The 17,782-nt window shown below is 60.0% G+C and carries 19 protein-coding genes; 11 read left to right on the plus strand and 8 right to left on the minus strand.

The genetic code is table 11. The features are described from left to right. The first annotated feature begins 15 nt into the window (after nt 1–15). Together argF and ACR0CZ_RS16985 are read left to right on the plus strand one after the other, a co-directional pair. A complete protein-coding gene (gene argF, locus ACR0CZ_RS16980) occupies nt 16–942 on the plus strand; it encodes an ornithine carbamoyltransferase (protein ID WP_170397232.1) in 927 nt (308 codons plus the stop codon). A gap of 56 nt (nt 943–998) precedes the next feature. Next, nucleotides 999–1,343, plus strand: coding sequence for a tautomerase family protein (locus ACR0CZ_RS16985; RefSeq protein WP_170397231.1), 345 nt, complete (start codon nt 999–1,001; stop codon nt 1,341–1,343). Nucleotides 1,344–1,370: 27 nt separating this feature from the next. On the opposite strand, the gene ACR0CZ_RS16990 is transcribed toward ACR0CZ_RS16985, so the two are convergent. Both ACR0CZ_RS16990 and ACR0CZ_RS16995 read right to left on the minus strand, forming a co-directional pair. Beyond that, nucleotides 1,371–1,967 (minus strand): ferric reductase-like transmembrane domain-containing protein, encoded by a 597-nt coding sequence (locus tag ACR0CZ_RS16990; protein ID WP_480503800.1) that lies wholly within the window; start codon nt 1,965–1,967, stop codon nt 1,371–1,373. Between the two features lie 6 nt (nt 1,968–1,973). Beyond that, a complete protein-coding gene (locus ACR0CZ_RS16995) occupies nt 1,974–2,462 on the minus strand; it encodes a peptidase associated/transthyretin-like domain-containing protein (protein WP_170397223.1) in 489 nt (162 codons plus the stop codon). A 256-nt stretch (nt 2,463–2,718) separates the two neighbouring features. Between ACR0CZ_RS16995 and ACR0CZ_RS17000 the strand changes: the two genes are divergently transcribed. Further along, the gene (locus ACR0CZ_RS17000; protein ID WP_170397222.1) at nt 2,719–3,684 is read left to right on the plus strand and encodes a pirin family protein; all 966 of its coding nucleotides are present in this window, start codon (nt 2,719–2,721) and stop codon (nt 3,682–3,684) included. A gap of 65 nt (nt 3,685–3,749) precedes the next feature. Continuing rightward, on the plus strand, nt 3,750–4,724 hold the full coding sequence (locus ACR0CZ_RS17005) for a 2-dehydropantoate 2-reductase (RefSeq protein WP_170397221.1): 975 nt from the start codon (nt 3,750–3,752) through the stop codon (nt 4,722–4,724). Nucleotides 4,725–4,785: 61 nt separating this feature from the next. On the opposite strand, the gene ACR0CZ_RS17010 is transcribed toward ACR0CZ_RS17005, so the two are convergent. From ACR0CZ_RS17010 to hrpB, 3 genes are all read right to left on the minus strand, one after another. Further along, complete coding sequence (locus ACR0CZ_RS17010) at nt 4,786–6,264, minus strand: inorganic phosphate transporter (protein ID WP_170397220.1); 1,479 nt, start codon at nt 6,262–6,264, stop codon at nt 4,786–4,788. A gap of 89 nt (nt 6,265–6,353) precedes the next feature. Then, nucleotides 6,354–6,812: an NUDIX hydrolase gene (locus ACR0CZ_RS17015; RefSeq protein ID WP_170397218.1), complete on the minus strand. Its 459-nt coding sequence runs from the start codon at nt 6,810–6,812 to the stop codon at nt 6,354–6,356. 194 nt (nt 6,813–7,006) lie between these two features. Then, nucleotides 7,007–9,445, minus strand: a complete 2,439-nt coding sequence (hrpB, locus tag ACR0CZ_RS17020; RefSeq protein WP_480537207.1) for an ATP-dependent helicase HrpB — start codon at nt 9,443–9,445, stop codon at nt 7,007–7,009. 120 nt (nt 9,446–9,565) lie between these two features. Here hrpB and meaB point away from each other — a divergent pair, with 120 nt between their 5' ends. From meaB to ACR0CZ_RS17045, 5 genes are all read left to right on the plus strand, one after another. Then, nucleotides 9,566–10,543: a methylmalonyl Co-A mutase-associated GTPase MeaB gene (gene meaB / locus ACR0CZ_RS17025; RefSeq protein WP_170397215.1), complete on the plus strand. Its 978-nt coding sequence runs from the start codon at nt 9,566–9,568 to the stop codon at nt 10,541–10,543. Between the two features lie 170 nt (nt 10,544–10,713). After that, a complete protein-coding gene (locus ACR0CZ_RS17030; RefSeq protein WP_170397212.1) occupies nt 10,714–11,907 on the plus strand; it encodes a Hint domain-containing protein in 1,194 nt (397 codons plus the stop codon). A gap of 119 nt (nt 11,908–12,026) precedes the next feature. Beyond that, the gene (gene rpmB, locus ACR0CZ_RS17035; protein ID WP_008756960.1) at nt 12,027–12,314 is read left to right on the plus strand and encodes a 50S ribosomal protein L28; all 288 of its coding nucleotides are present in this window, start codon (nt 12,027–12,029) and stop codon (nt 12,312–12,314) included. A 405-nt stretch (nt 12,315–12,719) separates the two neighbouring features. Beyond that, nucleotides 12,720–13,070 carry a glycosyltransferase family protein gene (locus tag ACR0CZ_RS17040; protein ID WP_170397210.1) on the plus strand — a complete coding sequence of 117 codons (351 nt, stop codon included), beginning with the start codon at nt 12,720–12,722 and terminating at the stop codon, nt 13,068–13,070. A 45-nt stretch (nt 13,071–13,115) separates the two neighbouring features. After that, on the plus strand, nt 13,116–13,580 hold the full coding sequence (locus ACR0CZ_RS17045) for a copper chaperone PCu(A)C (protein ID WP_170397208.1): 465 nt from the start codon (nt 13,116–13,118) through the stop codon (nt 13,578–13,580). Nucleotides 13,581–13,648: 68 nt separating this feature from the next. On the opposite strand, the gene ACR0CZ_RS17050 is transcribed toward ACR0CZ_RS17045, so the two are convergent. Continuing rightward, the gene (locus ACR0CZ_RS17050) at nt 13,649–14,257 is read right to left on the minus strand and encodes an HdeD family acid-resistance protein (protein ID WP_170397206.1); all 609 of its coding nucleotides are present in this window, start codon (nt 14,255–14,257) and stop codon (nt 13,649–13,651) included. Between the two features lie 61 nt (nt 14,258–14,318). Then, on the minus strand, nt 14,319–15,017 hold the full coding sequence (locus tag ACR0CZ_RS17055; RefSeq protein WP_170397759.1) for an NAD-dependent deacylase: 699 nt from the start codon (nt 15,015–15,017) through the stop codon (nt 14,319–14,321). A 28-nt stretch (nt 15,018–15,045) separates the two neighbouring features. Here ACR0CZ_RS17055 and ACR0CZ_RS17060 point away from each other — a divergent pair, with 28 nt between their 5' ends. Next, nucleotides 15,046–15,495 carry a low molecular weight protein-tyrosine-phosphatase gene (locus ACR0CZ_RS17060; protein ID WP_170397205.1) on the plus strand — a complete coding sequence of 150 codons (450 nt, stop codon included), beginning with the start codon at nt 15,046–15,048 and terminating at the stop codon, nt 15,493–15,495. Between the two features lie 417 nt (nt 15,496–15,912). Then, nucleotides 15,913–16,719, plus strand: coding sequence for an FkbM family methyltransferase (locus ACR0CZ_RS17065; RefSeq protein ID WP_170397203.1), 807 nt, complete (start codon nt 15,913–15,915; stop codon nt 16,717–16,719). Nucleotides 16,720–16,825: 106 nt separating this feature from the next. Here ACR0CZ_RS17065 and ACR0CZ_RS17070 read toward each other — a convergent pair whose 3' ends face one another. Further along, complete coding sequence (locus tag ACR0CZ_RS17070) at nt 16,826–17,767, minus strand: LysR family transcriptional regulator (protein WP_170397757.1); 942 nt, start codon at nt 17,765–17,767, stop codon at nt 16,826–16,828. Between the last annotated feature and the right edge of the window lie 15 nt (nt 17,768–17,782).

Consider the following 17,782-nt stretch of genomic DNA (forward strand, 5'->3'; position numbering starts at 1 on the left):
AAAAAGTGAATTAAAATGAACCACTTCCTTGATATCCACAAAACTGACGCAGGTGATCTGCGGAACATGATCGATCAGGCCAGCGCGATGAAACAGGCGCGCCTTGGGCGTCCCAAAGCCGCCCCCGACGATGAGCAGCCTCTGGCAGGCCGCATGGTTGCGCTGATCTTTGAAAAGCCATCAACGCGGACCCGCGTGTCCTTCGATGTTGGCGTGCGCCAAATGGGCGGGCAGACTATGGTACTGTCCGGCAAGGACATGCAGCTGGGCCATGGCGAGACCATCGCCGACACCGCCCGGGTCCTGTCGCGCTATGTCGACATGATCATGATCCGAACCTTTGATGAAACCATCCTGACCGAGATGTCCGAATACTCGGACGTTCCCGTCATCAATGGTCTGACCGATCGTACACATCCCTGCCAGATCATGGCCGATGTGCTAACCTATGAAGAGCATCGCGGCCCCATCGCAGGAAAAAAGGTCGTTTGGACCGGCGACGGCAACAATGTCTGCGCTTCATTTCTGCATGCCGCCGGTCAATTCGGTTTCGACCTGACATTCACCGGCCCGGCGCAGCTGGACCCAGAAGAAGAATTCATGGGGCTTGCACGCCAGAAGGGCTCGAAAATCGTGATCGAACGGGACCCGCACAAAGCTGTTGAAGGGGCCGACCTCGTGGTCGCCGATACTTGGGTCTCAATGCACGATTCTCAATCCGCGAAGGAGCGCCGCCACAACATGCTGCGCCCCTATCAGGTCAACACCGAGCTGATGTCGCATGCCAAGCCAGACGCGTTGTTCATGCACTGCCTGCCTGCGCACCGCGAAGAAGAGGCCACATCCGAGGTCATGGACGGCCCGAACTCGGTGATCTTTGACGAGGCCGAAAACCGCCTGCATGCGCAAAAAGCCGTGATGCGCTGGTGTCTGGGCGTCTGAGGCCGACAGCAATCTGGGAGAGCCATAGATGGCTCTCTTAAATCTCGGAGCAACCAATGCCACACATCACTCTGGAATTCTCTGCCGGGCTCGAAAAAACTCATGATTTTCAAGCCATCTGTGAGCAGCTCTATTCCGAGCTCGCCGCGCATGAAGAATTCGATGCCCCAACACTCAAAATCCGTGCCACCTCGTTTCCGTATTTCCGCATCGGGACCGAACCGCAGACCTTCATTCATGCCACGCTCTTGTTGTTGCAAGGCCGAGATGAGGCAACGCGCGCCGAGTTGAACGCGATCATTCTGAATGTTCTGGCTGCGTCTGCGCCCACGGTCGGCAGCATCACCGTGCGGGATGTTGAAATAGATCGCGCGACCTATGCCAAACGCCTGTCAGCCTGACGCGGCCCCGGTATGCGTATGGGAGGACTAAACGCGTCGGGACACTTCCCAGACCCGTAATCTGGCGAGCGTAGCGACGCACGCCAGAACTACCAGCACACACAATGCGATCTTGGTCATGATCTCCATCGTGCCCTCAATCATCAGGGCGTGTACGACACTGCCCAGTATGGTCACCACTGCCAGTCCGGCGTGACCCAGACGCCAGAGCCGAAATCGCAGGTTCAGGCGTAGCCGCAGAACGCCCATCGTTGCTGCAGCAAAACCCGTCCACATCGCGATCACACCCCAGACGGAAAAGGGTGTGGCTGATACGAATAGAAGCGCGTCCACGACATCCGGCGGGCTCGTGATCCACAAACCGCCCACATGGATTACGATCGCTGCGACAAGGGCCAGACCGCACCGCCTGTGCCATAAGCGGCTGCGCACAGGTGAAAGCCCAGGCAACCAGCGTCCGGCCAGCAAGGGTTGCATCAGCAGAAGGCACATCCCGACGATGCCCGCAAACCCGGCTAGGATGTAGATCGGCTCGCGCCACGCCAGATAAGGGCTGAATGCTGCCGCGATAACCGGCACCAGAAGGGCGACAATCAACGCTGCCCAGATCAGTATGCGCCTCAACACGTATCAGGCAGGCTGCAAGACGAAATGCGCGGCAAGCGTTTTGTCTTTCGCGCTCGACATCACCGGGCGCAGGAATACCGTCTCAAATTCGCCGCTGTCATAGGCGAGATGCCCATGCGGTTGGCCAAAGGCGGGCACGATTTGTGGCATCTCAAGCCGAAATTCACCGTTCGCATCCGTCAGCGTCGCCCCATGGCTGCGCTGGTCGCGCTCGTGCCCCTCGGTCGTATGCGCCCAGATCTGGATACGCTGTCCGGGCAAGGGGGCTCCGTCGCCTGCGCGGCGCACGGTGCCGGTCATCCAGAAACCTCCGCCGCCGATGCGCTGCACAATAGGGGCGCCGGGGCGATAGTTGTTCGATCCGCCCCGCATGGACGGGGTCGGTGCAACGCCCTGCGCCCGCGCGGGCGTGGTCAGCCCGGCCGTGCCTAGCGCTGCAAAACAGCCCGCCGTAACCAACGCGCTGCGGCGGGTAAGAAGAACGTGCGACATCGAGAGGGCTCCTTTCGATAACGGGCATGGTGTCTGGCCTAACACTCAATCTAGCACGTTTGTTGCGAAAGCCGAGTTAAGCTGGTCTGAAGTTCGGGTCATTTCATCACCGTCACGTGAGCGTTGCCGCCGTTTCCGCCCATCGTGCACTGTATATGTGCACTCATGCGCTATGCCGGATAATAAATCATACTATATTCCACATTATCAAACATATTGAAGCCCAAGCCAGATCCTGACCTAAGGGAGAGCGAGAATGAGCTGGAATCCGACCCATACAGCCGACTGCCGGTCCGAGAACCCGGCGCTAGACAGCCTGATCATCCCCCGTGCCCGTGATCTGGGCGGGTTCGAGGTGCGCCGCGCGCTACCCTCGGTCAAACGGCAACTGGTCGGCCCCTTCATCTTCTTCGACCAAATGGGTCCGGCCGAATTCATCACCGAAGGCGGTATTGACGTACGGCCGCATCCCCATATCGGACTTGGTACCGTGACCTATTTATATCAGGGCGAGTTTGAACACCGCGACAGTCTCGGCACGCATCAGATGATCTATCCCGGCGAGGTCAACTGGATGGTCGCTGGGCGTGGTGTGACCCATTCCGAACGTACCAGTGACCAAACACGCGGCAAGAAACACAGCCTGTTTGGCATCCAGACTTGGATCGCCCTGCCCGAAACTCACGAAGATATGGCCCCCGATTTCGAACACCACAAACAGGGCGCGTTGCCCCATATTCAGGATGCAGGCGTCAGCGCCCGCCTGATCCTTGGTTCCGCCTATGGCGAAACCAGCCCGGTCACCATGCTGTCCGAGACCTTTTATCTCGACGTCCAGTTCGAACCGGGTGCCTCCTTCCCGCTGCCCGACAATCACGAGGATCGCGGTGTCTATGTCACCACAGGCTCGGTCGAGATCGCAGGCGACAGCTTCGAGGCGGGTCGCATGATGGTCTTCCGCCCCGGCGATCACCTGTCCGTGAAGGCCGGACCACTGGGTGCGCGGCTGTTGCTGCTGGGCGGCGCGACCTTGAACGAAGATCGTTACATCTGGTGGAACTTCGTCTCCTCTTCGAAAGAGAAGATAGAAACGGCCACACGCGAATGGAAAACTGCCGACTGGGCGGACGGCGCCTTCCACCTGCCGCCCGGTGATGATCAGGAGTTCATTCCGATCTCGGAAGACCTCGAACGCACCCGACCCAGACGCGCCCGCGTCTGACCCCACGTCACGCTGGCTCCGTTGAACGATCCCGGCGATCCTTGGAGGCACAGCGGAGGTAAGCCATGAATATCGTCATCGCCGGTGCAGGCAGCATTGGCTGCTTTTGCGGCGCATTGCTGGCCGCAGCGGGACACAGCGTGACGCTGCTGGGTCGCGCGCGGGTGCTGAACGCCATCCGGGGACAAGGGCTGACGGTGACAGATTTCTCGAACCTGCATCGTCACGTCGCCGCCGTACAACTCACGCTCAGCGAAGACCCTGCCTGTCTCGGGGATGCCGAGTTGGTCATCGTCACGGTAAAAACAGGCGCGACCGCCGAGATGGCAGCGCTGATCGCCGCACACGCCACGGAAACGGCCCCGGTTCTGTCTTGGCAGAATGGGCTCGAGAACGCCCGCACCCTGCGCACCGCTCTTCCCGGACGCGACGTTCGGGCTGGAATGGTGCCCTTCAACGTGGTGCCGACGGGCCCGGCAACCTATCACCGTGCCACATCGGGTGAGATCGTCATCGAGCGTGGCTCCCGGTCTCTGGCTGAACGCCTAAGCGCCCCGGATCTACGCGTCAGCGAAAGCGACCAGATCGAGGCAGTGCAATGGGGTAAGCTGGTGATCAACCTCAACAATGCATTGAACGCATTGTCCGGCCTGACCTTGCAAAACCAACTGCTCGACCGAAACTGGCGTCGCCTGATGGCTGATCAGATGGCCGAGGCGCAGCGTGTTTTGAAAGTCGCCGAGATCGAGGCCACCTCCACAACGCCACTACCCGCATGGATGACACCGCACATTCTACGTCTGCCAACGCCAATTTTTACACGAATTGCGGCAAAAATGCTGACCATCGACCCAAATGCGCGCACCTCGATGGCTTATGATCTGACGGCGGGTCGCCCGACCGAAATCGACAGTCTACAGGGCGAAATCATCAAACTCGGCCAACAGTACGCGATCCCAACCCCGATCAATAGCCGAGTCTCTCAACTCATCCACCAATCACCGGACACGCCGCTCACAGTCGACCAGATCATAACCTGATCCGTCTCTTCATCTGGCCTAAAATACCTCGGAGCGCGAGGCAGAGCCTCGCAAATTCCGATCAAGCGAACGCAGTCAAAACCCAGAAAATTAGCGCCGACATCACTGCCGCTGCCGGTACCGTGATCACCCAGGCCGCCACGATGGTCATGAAATGCGACCGCCGCACCAGCTTGCGCCGCCGCCGTTCCTCGCGCGCCAGTCGCAGCTCCGCCGGCCGCTGGCGGTTCGAGTATTTCCACCGCCGTTCTGCATGCCACTCCCGATAGAAGCCAACACCAAAGACGGCCCCAACCGCGATATGAGTCGAACTGACCGGCAGACCCAGCCAACTGGCGACGATGACCGTGATCGCCGCCGATAGCGCGACACAGAACGCCCGCATCGGGTTCAGCTTGGTGATCTGGCTGCCGACCATACGGATCAGCTTGGGACCGAACAGGAATAGGCCGAACGAGATGCCAAACGCGCCGATCACCATGACCCATGTCGGGATCGATACTTTCGTGGCAAAATCTCCGAACTCGGCCGCATGCACGATTGCCGCCAATGGACCCACCGCATTGGCCACATCATTGGCCCCATGCGCAAAGCTCAGAAATGTGGCCGAAATCACCAGAGGCAGACCAAACAATGTCTTCAACGACCGGGTCCGGTTCTCCAACCCTTCAGACTTGCGCTTGACCCACGGTACCGTCGCAGCCCAGACCAGGCCGCCAAAGGTCAGACCGATCAAAAGGGCAAATTGAAGATCAATTTTGACGATCCGCTTCAGGCCTTTGACCGACAAGTAGGTGGCAAACGCCCCTGCCATCACGGCAACCAGAATGGGCACCCAGCGCCGCGCTGCCGCGATCTTGTCGTCCTGATACTGGATCTTGTGTTTGATCAATGCCAGAAAGGCGGCTGCAATCATCCCGCCCAAAACGGGTGAGATCACCCAACTGGCGGCAATCGCGCTCATCGTGCCCCAGCTCACCGCACTTAGGCCCGCCGCAGCAATGCCGGCACCCATCACGCCGCCGACCACCGAATGCGTGGTCGAAACCGGTGCCCCGACCCAGGTAGCCAGATTGACCCACAGTGCCGACGATATCAGGGCCGCCATCATCGCCCAGATGAACACATTGCTGTTCTGCACCGACATCGGATCGATGATGCCCTTAGAGATGGTCGAAACCACATCCCCCCCTGCCAGCAACGCGCCTGCGCTTTCTGCGATGGCGGCAATCAGGATGGCTCCGCCCATGGTCAGAGCATTGGCCCCCACTGCCGGGCCCATATTGTTGGCTACGTCGTTGGCACCGATATTGATCGCCATGTAAGCGCCGAATGCCGCAGCTGCGACAACGATCACGCCGCCATCGGCCCGTCCGAACAGAAGCGCTGCAGCCAAACCTGCCAGCGCGATAAAGGCCAGTGCAATTCCGGGGGCCAACAGAGGACGCGATACTTGGGCATTGGCATGCTCAACGCGCGAGATACGCTGTAGGTCACGGTCCAGTGCGTGCCAACGGGCTTTGGTGGGGTGGTCTGACATCGGTTCACAGCGGCTGTTTTGAATGATGCCCGCCGCTAAACGGTTCCAATCGGCGCGGCAACCGTTGTCATCAGTTTTTTACAATATTGTTACAATTGCAGTAGCAAGTCGCGCAATTCCGGCTCTTGCACGCGTTCGGCGGCCACCTTCGGGGACACCCAGCAGCGCTTACGCTGATCGGACTCGGGGAATACATCCGCCAGTCCGGTCACCTCGATCCGATAAACGCTGGTGACAACCGGCAACGCCGTGCCGTCATCCAACCTTTTGTCGTAAGAGTAATGACCAACGGGATCTTTCTGCACCTCCGTTGCACGCACGCCGGCCTCTTCCCAGGCTTCCCGCAATGCGGTTTCCGGCCCGTTGAGCCCATCAATGGGCCAGCCTTTGGGGATAATCCAGCGTCCGGTGCCCCGACTGGTGATCAACAGAACGTCGTCACCGGGACCTGCCTTGCGGGTACACAACGCAGCAACCTGCACCCGGCTTGGGCGCTGGATCAGCGGTCGCGCGACCTCTTCCCAGATGTTGCGTATCCATGTCGTCATGTCAGGCCTGCTCGGGCGTATTCTTTTTGTAATTCGAAGAAATTACATAATCATGTATCGCTGAGTTAACAATACCGCCCTCGGATAACCGCAAAATATGGCCTGAACTTTCGGTGTTTCGTGTATTTTTGCAGCAATTTGTGCGCTTTGCACTGTTTCCGCCAATGAGGCTTATTTACGCCAACCTGATCAACTCAGCCTTTGCGCCGCTTCGCGCGCAGCGTCGGATCCGCCTGAGTTGGATCTTCGGGCCAGGGATGTTTTGGGTACTGCGCCCGCATGTCCTTGCGCACATCGGCATATGACCCGGCCCAGAATCCGGGCAGATCACGGGTGATCTGGATCGGTCGCTGGGCCGGTGACAGCAGCGTGATCTTCAAAGGCTCGCCCCCAACCACCGGATGTTGCGTAACGCCGAATACCTCTTGTAGCCGAACCGAGATTTCGGGCACCGCACCGCCATAGTCAATTGGCAGCTTGCGGCCCAACGGAGTCACAAACGAGCCCGGCGCCCGCCGATCCAGTTCCTGCATCTGGTCCCAATCCAGCCGGGCGCGTAGCGCGGGCAGCAGGTCGAACCGCTTCCAGTCATCGGCATTGCGCACGCCCGAGAGCATCGGCAGCAGCCAGTCTTCCAGCGTATCCATCAGCCCGGTTTCCGAGAAGTCCGGCAAATCAGCGCCTTCCGCGCGGATCAACTCGACCCGAGCGGCCAATCGCGCTGCGGCCCCGTTCAGCCGCACACCCAGATCGCGCACCCCGTCCAACATCGCCCGCGCCAATGCATCCTCGGGGACATCTTTCCAGATGCGGTCGTCCAGCGTGATCGCTCTGAACCGCTCTTGCCTGCGCGCCACGACACGGCGTTCGCGTTTCGACCAGTCGCAGCTGTCGACCCACGCGATCTGATCGCCGAATAGATCGCGAATTTCCCCCTCGGAAATCTGCGCTGCCATGCGCACGCGCGCTTCACGCGGGTTCCCATCCGTATCCGTCACCACAAGATAAGGTGCACCCGCCAGCGTATCTCCGGCTTCCAGCACGACGCCTTTGCCACCCGACAGGACATAACGCGGGACATCTCCCTTGCGTCGCTGTCCGATGCGATCGGGATAGGCCAGCGCCGCCATCGCTGCCGGGCTCAGACCGCCCGCATCCTTAGATTGCGCGCGCAACCGCTTTGCTTCGCCCTTGATCCGATCCAGCGCGCCCATGTTGACCTGCCAGACCCGATTGCGCTGAAACGCGCGCAGGTCCCGCAGCACCTCAAGCCTCAAAGACAGATCGACCGGCGCGCCCCGCAGCGGATCGCGTTCCGCCATCAGTGCAGCCAGTGTCGCGGCCTCAGGTCCCGCGTGCAGCAGCATGTGCCCCAGCCGAGGATGCAGCGGCAGCGCCGCCAGTGCCCGCCCATGCTCGGTGATCCGGCCTTTGCCATCCAGGGCACCCAGCATCGCCAGCAACGCGTGCGCCTCAGCCAGCGTGCCTTCGGGCGGCGCGGTCAGAAACGCAAGATCACCCGGTTCTGCGCCCCAGAGCGACAATTCTAACGCCAGCCCGGTCAGATCGGCAGCCTCGATTTCGGCAGGCGGGTAGGCGGCCAGCGCACCTTCTTCGCCCTTGGACCACAACCGATAGCAGACACCTTCGGCCACACGCCCCGCACGGCCTGCGCGCTGCGTCGCTTCGGCCCGCGTCACCCGCTCGGTCACCAGCCGCGACATGCCTGATCCGGGATCGAACCGCGCCCGCCGGGCTTGCCCCATATCGACCACCACGCGGATATCGGGAATAGTCAGCGAGGTTTCGGCAATCGACGTCGCCAGAACCACCTTGCGACCTTGCTTAACCGGCGCAATCGCCGCGCGCTGGGCGGCAAAGGGCAGTGCTCCGAACAAAGGCCGCACTGAACAGGTGTCGGGTAGACGGCTGGCCAAAGCCGCCTCGGCCCGCCGAATTTCACCTTCACCGGGCAGGAACACCAGCATGCCCCCTTTGGTTTCCCGTTCGGCTCGCACCACCAGATCGATCAGCGCGTCCAGTCGCCGCGCCTGCGGCCCCAAAGACCGGTCCAACCAGCGGGTCTCGACCGGATAGCTGCGCCCTTCGGATGTCACCAGAGGCGCGTTCATCAGCTGGCCCACCGGTTCAGCATCCAGCGTCGCGGACATCGCCAGCAAGATCAGGTCATCGCGCAACGCTCCTGTCACCTCAAGGCACAGTGCAAGCCCAAGATCGGCGTTCAGGGACCGTTCGTGGAATTCATCGAATATTACCGCACCCACGCGGGGCAGATCGGGTTCGGATTGCAGCATCCGTGTCAGGATACCTTCGGTCACAACCTCGATGCGTGTCGCCTTTGAAACTTTCACGTCTCCACGGACACGATAGCCCACGGTCTGGCCCACGGGTTCACCCAGCGTCTCGGCCATGCGTTCGGCGGCGGCGCGGGCGGCCAGCCGCCGGGGTTCCAGCATGACGATCCGGCCCTCGCACAGACCAGCCTGCAGCATCTCAAGCGGCACGCGGGTTGTCTTGCCCGCACCCGGCGGCGCCTGCAGCACCGCGCGCCCATGCGTTCGCAAGGCGTTCAGAAGATCGGGAAGGGCGTCATCAATGGGCAACCGGGTCATATCGCCTTATCGCCAAAGCCTCGGCCAAGGTCCAGCGTCGCCAAACTCGGCTCCGGTTGGGGCTGGACAAACCGGGTCATCCCCCCTCATCTAGGGCAAATTCCAGCCGGGGACTTACCGATGAACATTGCCGAGCTTGGCGACAGGATCTTGAACGGAGAGCGCAGGGCATTGGCCCGTGCGATCACACTGGTCGAAAGCGGGCGTGAAGATCATCGAGCGCAGGCAACCGCGCTGCTGGATCAATTGAGCGGCGCCGGACGCCAGGCGTTGCGGATCGGCCTGTCGGGCACGCCGGGTGTGGGCAAATCGACCTTTATCGAAAGCTTCGGCATGATGCTGACGGGGCAGGGGCTGCGTGTTGCGGTTCTTGCAGTTGACCCCAGCTCGGCCCGTTCGGGGGGCTCGATCCTGGGCGATAAGACCCGCATGGAAAGACTGAGCCGCGAGAAAGACGCCTTTATCCGCCCGTCCCCCAGCCAGAGCCATCTTGGTGGCGTGGCGCGCCGCACACGCGAAGCGATTGCACTTTGTGAGGCGGCTGGTTTTGACGTCGTGCTGATTGAAACCGTGGGTGTGGGCCAATCGGAAACCGTTGTGGCCGAGATGTCTGACCTGTTCCTGCTGCTGCTGGCCCCGGCGGGCGGAGATGAGTTGCAGGGCGTCAAGCGCGGCATCATGGAGATGGCCGACATGATCCTGATCAACAAGGCCGATGGCGACCTGAAAGCGACTGCCACCCGCACCTGCGCCGATTACGCGGGCGCGCTGCGTCTGTTGCGCAAGCGCCCACAGGACCCCGAAGGGTTTCCCAAGGCCATGACGGTTTCAGCGGTTGAAGAGCATGGGCTGGAACAGGCCTGGGACGAAATGCAGGCCCTGACCACTTGGCGGCGCGAAGCCGGGCATTGGGTATTGAACCGCGCCACACAGGCACAATACTGGTTCGAGCAAGAGGTACGCCACGCATTGCTTGCGCGTCTCGAAACGCCACAGATGCGCAGTCGGATGAGCGATCTTGGCGCTCAGGTCAGTGCGGGCCACCTCAGCCCATCGGCGGCGGCCGAACAAATCCTCTCCGGGCTGTCCGACGCGTAACACTCTGGCGGTATGATGCGTGCGCGGCTGGTGCGCTGACCGCTAATCGTGTATTAAAGCTACATATATTGTTGTGTTTGAGTGTAAGTCACTGCGTTTGAACCGGGTTGAGAAAGGGCTTGGTCAGCTCGGATCGTGCCCGGATTCTCCGAGGAACGGGACACGTCAGAATGCCCAATATCAATGGTACCAACGGCGACGACGATATCGATGTCACAAATGACAACGGTACTCTGAACGGAAACCCGGCGACGCCTCCGGTGACCGGTATCCGCGGCCGTGGCGGCGATGACGATATCACCATCACCAATAGCACCATTGCCAACAATGTCCTGGGCAATGCAGGCACCGACACGATCATTGTCACCAACAGCACGGTTGGCGGGCGCATCGCTAGCGGTTCGGATGCGGATACGGTTGATATCAGGGGGTCAACCGTCGGCGATATCCGGCTTGGTGCCGGTAATGACACGCTGAATTTCACCAGCACCACGGTGTCGGGTGACATTCGCGGCGGCAGCGGAACCGACACGCTGAACCTCCCTGAGGGCACTGTTATCACGGACGATACTTTCGGGGTGATTACGGTCGAAGACGGGGTCGGTTATTCAGTCTCGAGCGGCACATTTACCCTGCCTTCAGGCATCACCGTCACGTATTCAGCGTTCGAGAACGGGTCGGGTATGCCCTGTTTCACGCGCGATACATTGATCACGACACAGGATGGGCGATCCCTGATCCAGTCGTTGCGCACCGGTGATCTGGTCCACACACTTGGGCAGGGCCTGCACCCGATCCGTTGGATCGGGCGGCGCGAATTTGATCGCTTCCAGCTTGAAGCCAACCCCAGACTCTGGCCTGTGCGTATCCTTGCAGGGGCATTGGGCGAGGGGCTGCCGCATCGCGATCTGCTGGTCTCGCGCCAGCATCGGATGCTGGTGCACTCAAAGATCGCCCAACGCATGTTCGGCACGACCGAGGTTCTGATTCCGGCCATCAAACTCACCGCAATGCCGGATATCTACGTTGATGAAAGCGTGGAAAGCGTCGAGTATTACCACCTGCTGTTCGACCGCCATCAGGTGATCTTTGCCGAGGATGCGCCAACCGAAAGCCTCTATACCGGCCCCGAAGCGCTGAAAATGCTGAGCGCCGCGTCGCGTCGCGAGATATTCGAGATTTTTCCCGAACTGACAGACCTTGACTACCGCGCCGACCCGGCCCGCATGATCCCCGGCGGGCGGCTGCAAGCGCAGTTGATCACGCGGCATTTGAAGAATAACAAGCCGCTGTTGCGGATGTCCCCGATCTTGACCTCAAATGAATTCAACTCGGGTGCAAAGATTTCGCCGCAGCCGTCTTGACCCTTCGCGCGATTCCCACTAAACGCATCCAACCAGTTTTCGGGCGCGACTTCGGGTTGCGCCCCTTGTGATTTGGCCGCGGGTCTTGTACCCGGCCTCCAGAAACAAAGGAAGAAACCATGTCGCGCCGTTGCGAACTGACCGGAAAAGGCCCGATGACTGGCAACAATGTCAGCCACGCCAAAAACAGAACTCGTCGCCGTTTTCTGCCCAACCTGAACGACGTTACCCTGCAGTCGGAAACTCTGGGTCGTGGCGTCAAGCTGCGCATCTCGGCAGCTGCCCTGCGCTCGGTCGACCACCGCGGTGGTCTGGACGCGTTCCTGGCCAAAGCCAAGGATGACGAGCTGTCGGCGAACGCCCTGAAAGTGAAGAAAGAAATCGCCAAGGCACAAGCCTCGGCCTAAGCGCTTTCTCACGCAAGAATTCAGCCCTGCACCCTGCGGTGTGGGGCTTTTCTTTTTTGCATTCGCTGCCCCTGTGCGAATGATTGTCTCTGAAATGATAATAAAACGCCCCGCTTCGTGACGTTGTTCACAGAACACCTGCTGAATATCGCATATGTTTATGCATATTCATGTTGAGGGGGTTACCATGTCACTCAAAGCAAAGAATTTTCTGTTTTTACTGCCACGATCAATTGCAAAAGCCGTGATCCGCTGCACCCGGATGCAGCGCCGGGTAAACCGACTGCATACGGGGATGAATGCCGAGGCGTTCAGGCCGCCGAAAAGCTGAGCTAGGCCATACTGTCTCAGCCACTGCTTTGCGCTTGAAGCCGGTTCAGTGGGCGGCGTATATACCAAGCTGACATGACAGGCTTTTTCCGCACATTTCTGCCTTATACGCTGTCCCTGATGGTGATCCTCACCGGGCAGGGACTGGCCGTGTCGCGGGGTATGGAGCGCGCGGTCGGGCAGATGGTTTTGTGCACCGGCAGCGGGCCGGTCGTCGTCTATATGGACGAAGACGGCCAACCGACCCGCGCACCGCAATACTGCCCTGACTATGCGCTCAACCTGCTGGGCGCGATCCATGAAGCCTCGGTTGCCGTACCTCCGGCCCCGTCGCGCGCGCTCCCCGCGCCGTCGCTCCTTTCCCAGCATCTGATTGCCGCGCCGTTGCCGCGACACCCAGCTCGTGCCCCGCCGGTTTCTGCCTGATTCCAGTTTCCAAACTCTATCAGACAGTTACCAAGGAGAGGCATAATGACCCTCAAATCCAGCCTGCTTGCAGTCCTGACTACCTTTTCGCTGACCGGTGCGGCGCTGGCTGCCGATACCATCTCGGTCGAAGACCCTTATGCACGGTCTTCGGGCAAAACCGCGAAGGCGGGTGCCGCCTTCATGATGATCCAGAATCAAGGCGATACCGATGACCGCCTGATCGGCGTGACCTCGGATGCGGCTGCCCGAGTGGAACTGCACACTCATAAGGTTGACGAAAACGGTGTCGCCAAGATGGTGCATGTGAAGGAAGGCTTCGCCATTCCGGCGGGCGAAACCCACATGCTGAAACGCGGCGGTGATCACGTCATGTTCATGGGCCTGACAGCGCCCTTCGAACAGGGAGGGAGCGTTCCCGTCACATTGATCTTCGAAAACGCCGGAGAGGTCGCGGTCGAGATCCCGGTCGATCTTGAGCGCCAGGACAAAGGCGGCCATTCGAACTAACGCCTGTCTTCAGGCTGTGGTACAGCCATCATCCATACGTCAGGCCGGGCAATGCCCGGCCTGTTGCGTCATCTGTTGACGGTTTTCATCTCCAATCGATCGCCCGCTTTTTTGAACCGTGCCGCCAGAAAGAACATCACCACCGCCGAGGTCAGCGCGAAGAAGGCAATTGCCCAGCCCAACGCCACCATGCCGCTGCCGGGCCAGAAGATCAGCACCAGCCCGACGATGAGTGCGAAGATACCTGAATTACGCACCGTTGCGCGCTCGGGGTCTTGTGGATGCATTTGCGGCAGCGCCATGAACGAGCCGATCGCAACGAACAGCGCCATCGCCCCCATGAGGGTGAAGGCCAGCCAGGCCACGCCCTGTGGCCAGATCAGCAACACCAAACCGATCAGCGCGGCACCGATCCCGACGCCTCCGATCAGCCCGCGCCGCCCAAAACCCAGCCAGGTCAGCGCGCCATCCAGAATCAGCAGCGCCCCTACCAATCGCAGCAATAATGAGATGCTGCTGGTCGGCCAGAACAGCGCTGCAATCCCGATCAGACCTGCGAGAATTCCACGCAGCAGAAAGGTCCACCACAGGCTGGCCAGATTGGTACTTAACGTATCGCGCGCGTCGATACTGCTGTCGTCAAGGATTTCTCCGTCTTTGGGCGGTAGATCGGTCATGTCACTCACTCGGGTTTGCGTTTTCTGCACCATAGACGGGAAGACGCGCCGCTGTCTGCCCCTATCGCGTGCTGCCTCGCGCCAACAGCTCATCGACCCAGCGCGGTACTGCCTTCGAGGCTGGCCCCAGCCGGGTTTCATCAAATATTCCGGCTGATGGCTCAAGGTTCAATTCGATCGTCCGCGCGCCCACGGCCCGCGCCTCTTGTACAAACCCTGCCGCCGGATAAACCTGCCCCGAGGTGCCGATCGAGGCGAACAGCGATGCTTCCATCAGATGGTCGTAGATCTCATCCATGAAATATGGCATCTCGCCGAACCATACGACGTCGGGCCGGGCCGAGGGCTGGTGACAGGACGGGCAGGGCTCACCCACATCCATTTCGGGTGGCGAAGCCCAACGATATCCGCACGCCTCACACAAAGCCCCAGCCAAGGTGCCATGCATATGGATCACATGCGCGGCCCCTCCTGCCTCGTGCAGGCTGTCGACATTCTGGGTGACAAGGATCACCTCTCCAGGCCAGTCCTGCTGCAACCGGGCCAGCGCCTGATGCGCCGCGTTGGGTTGCGCCTTGGCGGCCTGTACTCGGCGGGCATTGTAAAACTGATGCACCAGCGACGGATTGCGGGCAAAGCCCTCGGGCGTGGCCACATCCTCGATCCGGTGCTGCGCCCACAGGCCGCCTTCATCGCGGAACGTGCCCAGTCCGCTTTCGGCCGAAATCCCGGCGCCGGTCAGAATGACGATCTTTTCCATACCCGCCTCACGCGTTACACCCGTTCCCATGACACACCGTATCCTTTTCGTCTGCCTGGGCAATATCTGCCGCTCACCCGCTGCCGAGGGTGTGTTCCGCGCCCGGGCGCCGGGGCATATCACCGACAGCGCCGGAACCTCGGGCTGGCATATTGGCAGCCCGCCTTATGGCCCGATGCAAAAGGCCGCCCGCGCGCGTGATATCGACCTCAGCGACCTACGCGCGCGCCAGTTCGTGGCCGAGGATTTCAACCACTTCGACCTGATCATCGGAATGGACGCAGAAAACATCGCGAACATCGAAGATTTGCGCCCGGACGGCAACGACACCCCGGTCCGCCTGTTGACCGATTTCGCCCCCCATACCGGTGCCGACCATGTGCCTGACCCGTACTACACCGGGGATTTCGACGGCGCTCTGGACCTGATCGAAGAGGCCGTGGCGGGGCTGGATGCGCATGTACGGGCTCAGTGGTAGTTTTGCCTTGCGTATTCAATCAATCCAGAGCGACAGCATGTTTGAGCCCAAAACCAACGTTTATTCGGCCTCCGCAGGCTGCATCGCAATCAGCGACAGGGGTCAAACCATCCGCCCTCTTAGCGCAAACCCTTGTGCCTATGCAGATAGTCGCATTAAGTGCATGGAATAGTAATCCGATCCCCAATGGTCATTTGATGGAATGATACAAATTCCTGATGCACGCACGAGGCTGTCATCAGCACACATAAATCTCCAAGCTCCAAGAGCGACTGCCGCCCGTTAATCCAACTGAGTTAGACATATGATCACAGGCACGATTAACCAGCTGAATACCCCAAAGGTTAGTGACAAAAAATGAATGACGAGCGCGCACTGTTCCTGCACGAAGTTCTGTCACCGGAAAGACTGACGCGGGTGGTGGATGTGGGTGCCAATCCTCTTGGCGCTACCCCATATTCAACCCTCCTGAAGAACCGCATATGCGATGTCTGGGGTTTCGAACCACAGCAAGATGCATTTGCACGGCTCTCTGAAGAGGGAGGAGAAAATGAAACCTATCTTCCTTATGCGATCGGCAGAGGAGGAAGTGAGCGCCTTCATGTTTGCAAGGGAAGTGGCTTCACTTCGCTATTCGAGCCCAACCCCGACTTCATCAGAGTTATGGGAAGGTGGCCCAGGCAAATGCGGGTCGAAGAAGTTGTACCAATAACCACCCATCGGCTGGACGACCTGAAAGAGCTGCCAGAGTTCGATCTGCTGAAGATTGACGTGCAGGGCGGAGAATTGGACGTATTCAGGAATGCGCGCGAAAAACTCAAGAATGCGGTCGCTGTGATATCCGAAATCGCCATGGTTCCGCTTTACAAGGGTCAGCCACTGCTTGACTCACAAATGAGCGAGTTGTCTGCGCAGGGATTTCATTTCCACAAGTTTCTTTTTCTAAAGTCTATGGCGGTCAAGACCCGTGCCTCGTCCCGCCTGAAGATGCGCGCTATGCGCAATCAGGCCATTGATGGCGACGCCGTGTTCCTGAAAAGGTTCTTCGCACTTGAGGACATACCGACAGAAAGCTTGAAACATCTTGCAATCCTGGCGGACGCAGTGTTTCAAAGCCCCGATGTCGCACTTATGGCTCTGGAAGTGCTGGCTGATCGCGACGTTGTCAAAGAGGCTGAACTGGACACCTACGAGGCGTTAGTAGAAGCTGAATTCAGCAGGTAAGAACAGCCTTTATTCCGGACATACTAACGCTCATTAAACGTCTTTTGGTTTGCAGGACGGATCACGAATGGCTCAAATAAAAGAGCCTGGATGCTCACTTTCCGGTTCACCCCACCACCTTCAACTGACCACCTAACCACGGCAATTGCGCAATCGCTGGATCAACGATCTGGCTGCGCATCAGGCGTCGGATCATGTCGGCCACTTCCTGCGGTACCTGATCGGACCAGTCGGTCCGTGTAAACAAGGAAATGGTGCGCGCGAATTCACCGAACGGGGCAGGGTGCGCCTCCATCCCGTCGTGGAAGCGGGCGGCGCGCATATAGCCCAGCGGCGTGGTAATCGCCCAGCCGAGGCCGCGCGCAACCATCGCCATCAGCGCGAGGTGTGAGCCGATTTCGAACCGTTCCTCGAACTCCAGCTGCTGCCGGGCCAGATGGCTTTCGATCTGACGGCTGATCAACTGCTCGCGGGCATAGCGCAGAAAGGGCAGATCCTGCACTGGTTGCGCAACGCCCTTAGGCGCGACCAGAATGAACGGATCCTGCACCAGCGGATATTCGACCACGCCCTCCAGCACCTCGCCAGAATGGGCCGAGACCGCCATGTGCAGGCGCTGCGCTTCCAGCTCGGCAAACAGGTCCAGGCTGGGCAGCGTGATCAGCTTGAATTTCGACCGGGTCAGACTGTCGGCCAGCAACGTCGCCAATCGCGGCGTCAGGTCGTTGTCGAAATCGTCGATCAAGCCGATGGACAGGGTGGTCAGATGCCCCAGATCCATCACTGCCAGTTCGCCTTGCGCCATCTGCAACTCGGCCAGCACTGCCTCGGCCCGCGCCAGGAAACTGCGGCCGGCCTGTGTCAGTCGCATCGGTCGCCGCCCGTGATCCACCAGATCGGTGCCCAAAGCCTTTTCCAGATTGCGCAACTGCTGGGAAACCGAGGGCTGGCTGAGCCCCGTGATCTCGGCCGCCTGCGCCACCGATCCGGTCCGCGCCAGCGCCTCGAACACTTCAAGGCCCCGCAGGGTCAGCCCTTTCATCACCATCGCACATACCTTTCG

This window comes from Ruegeria sp. H9, from assembly GCF_056532915.1.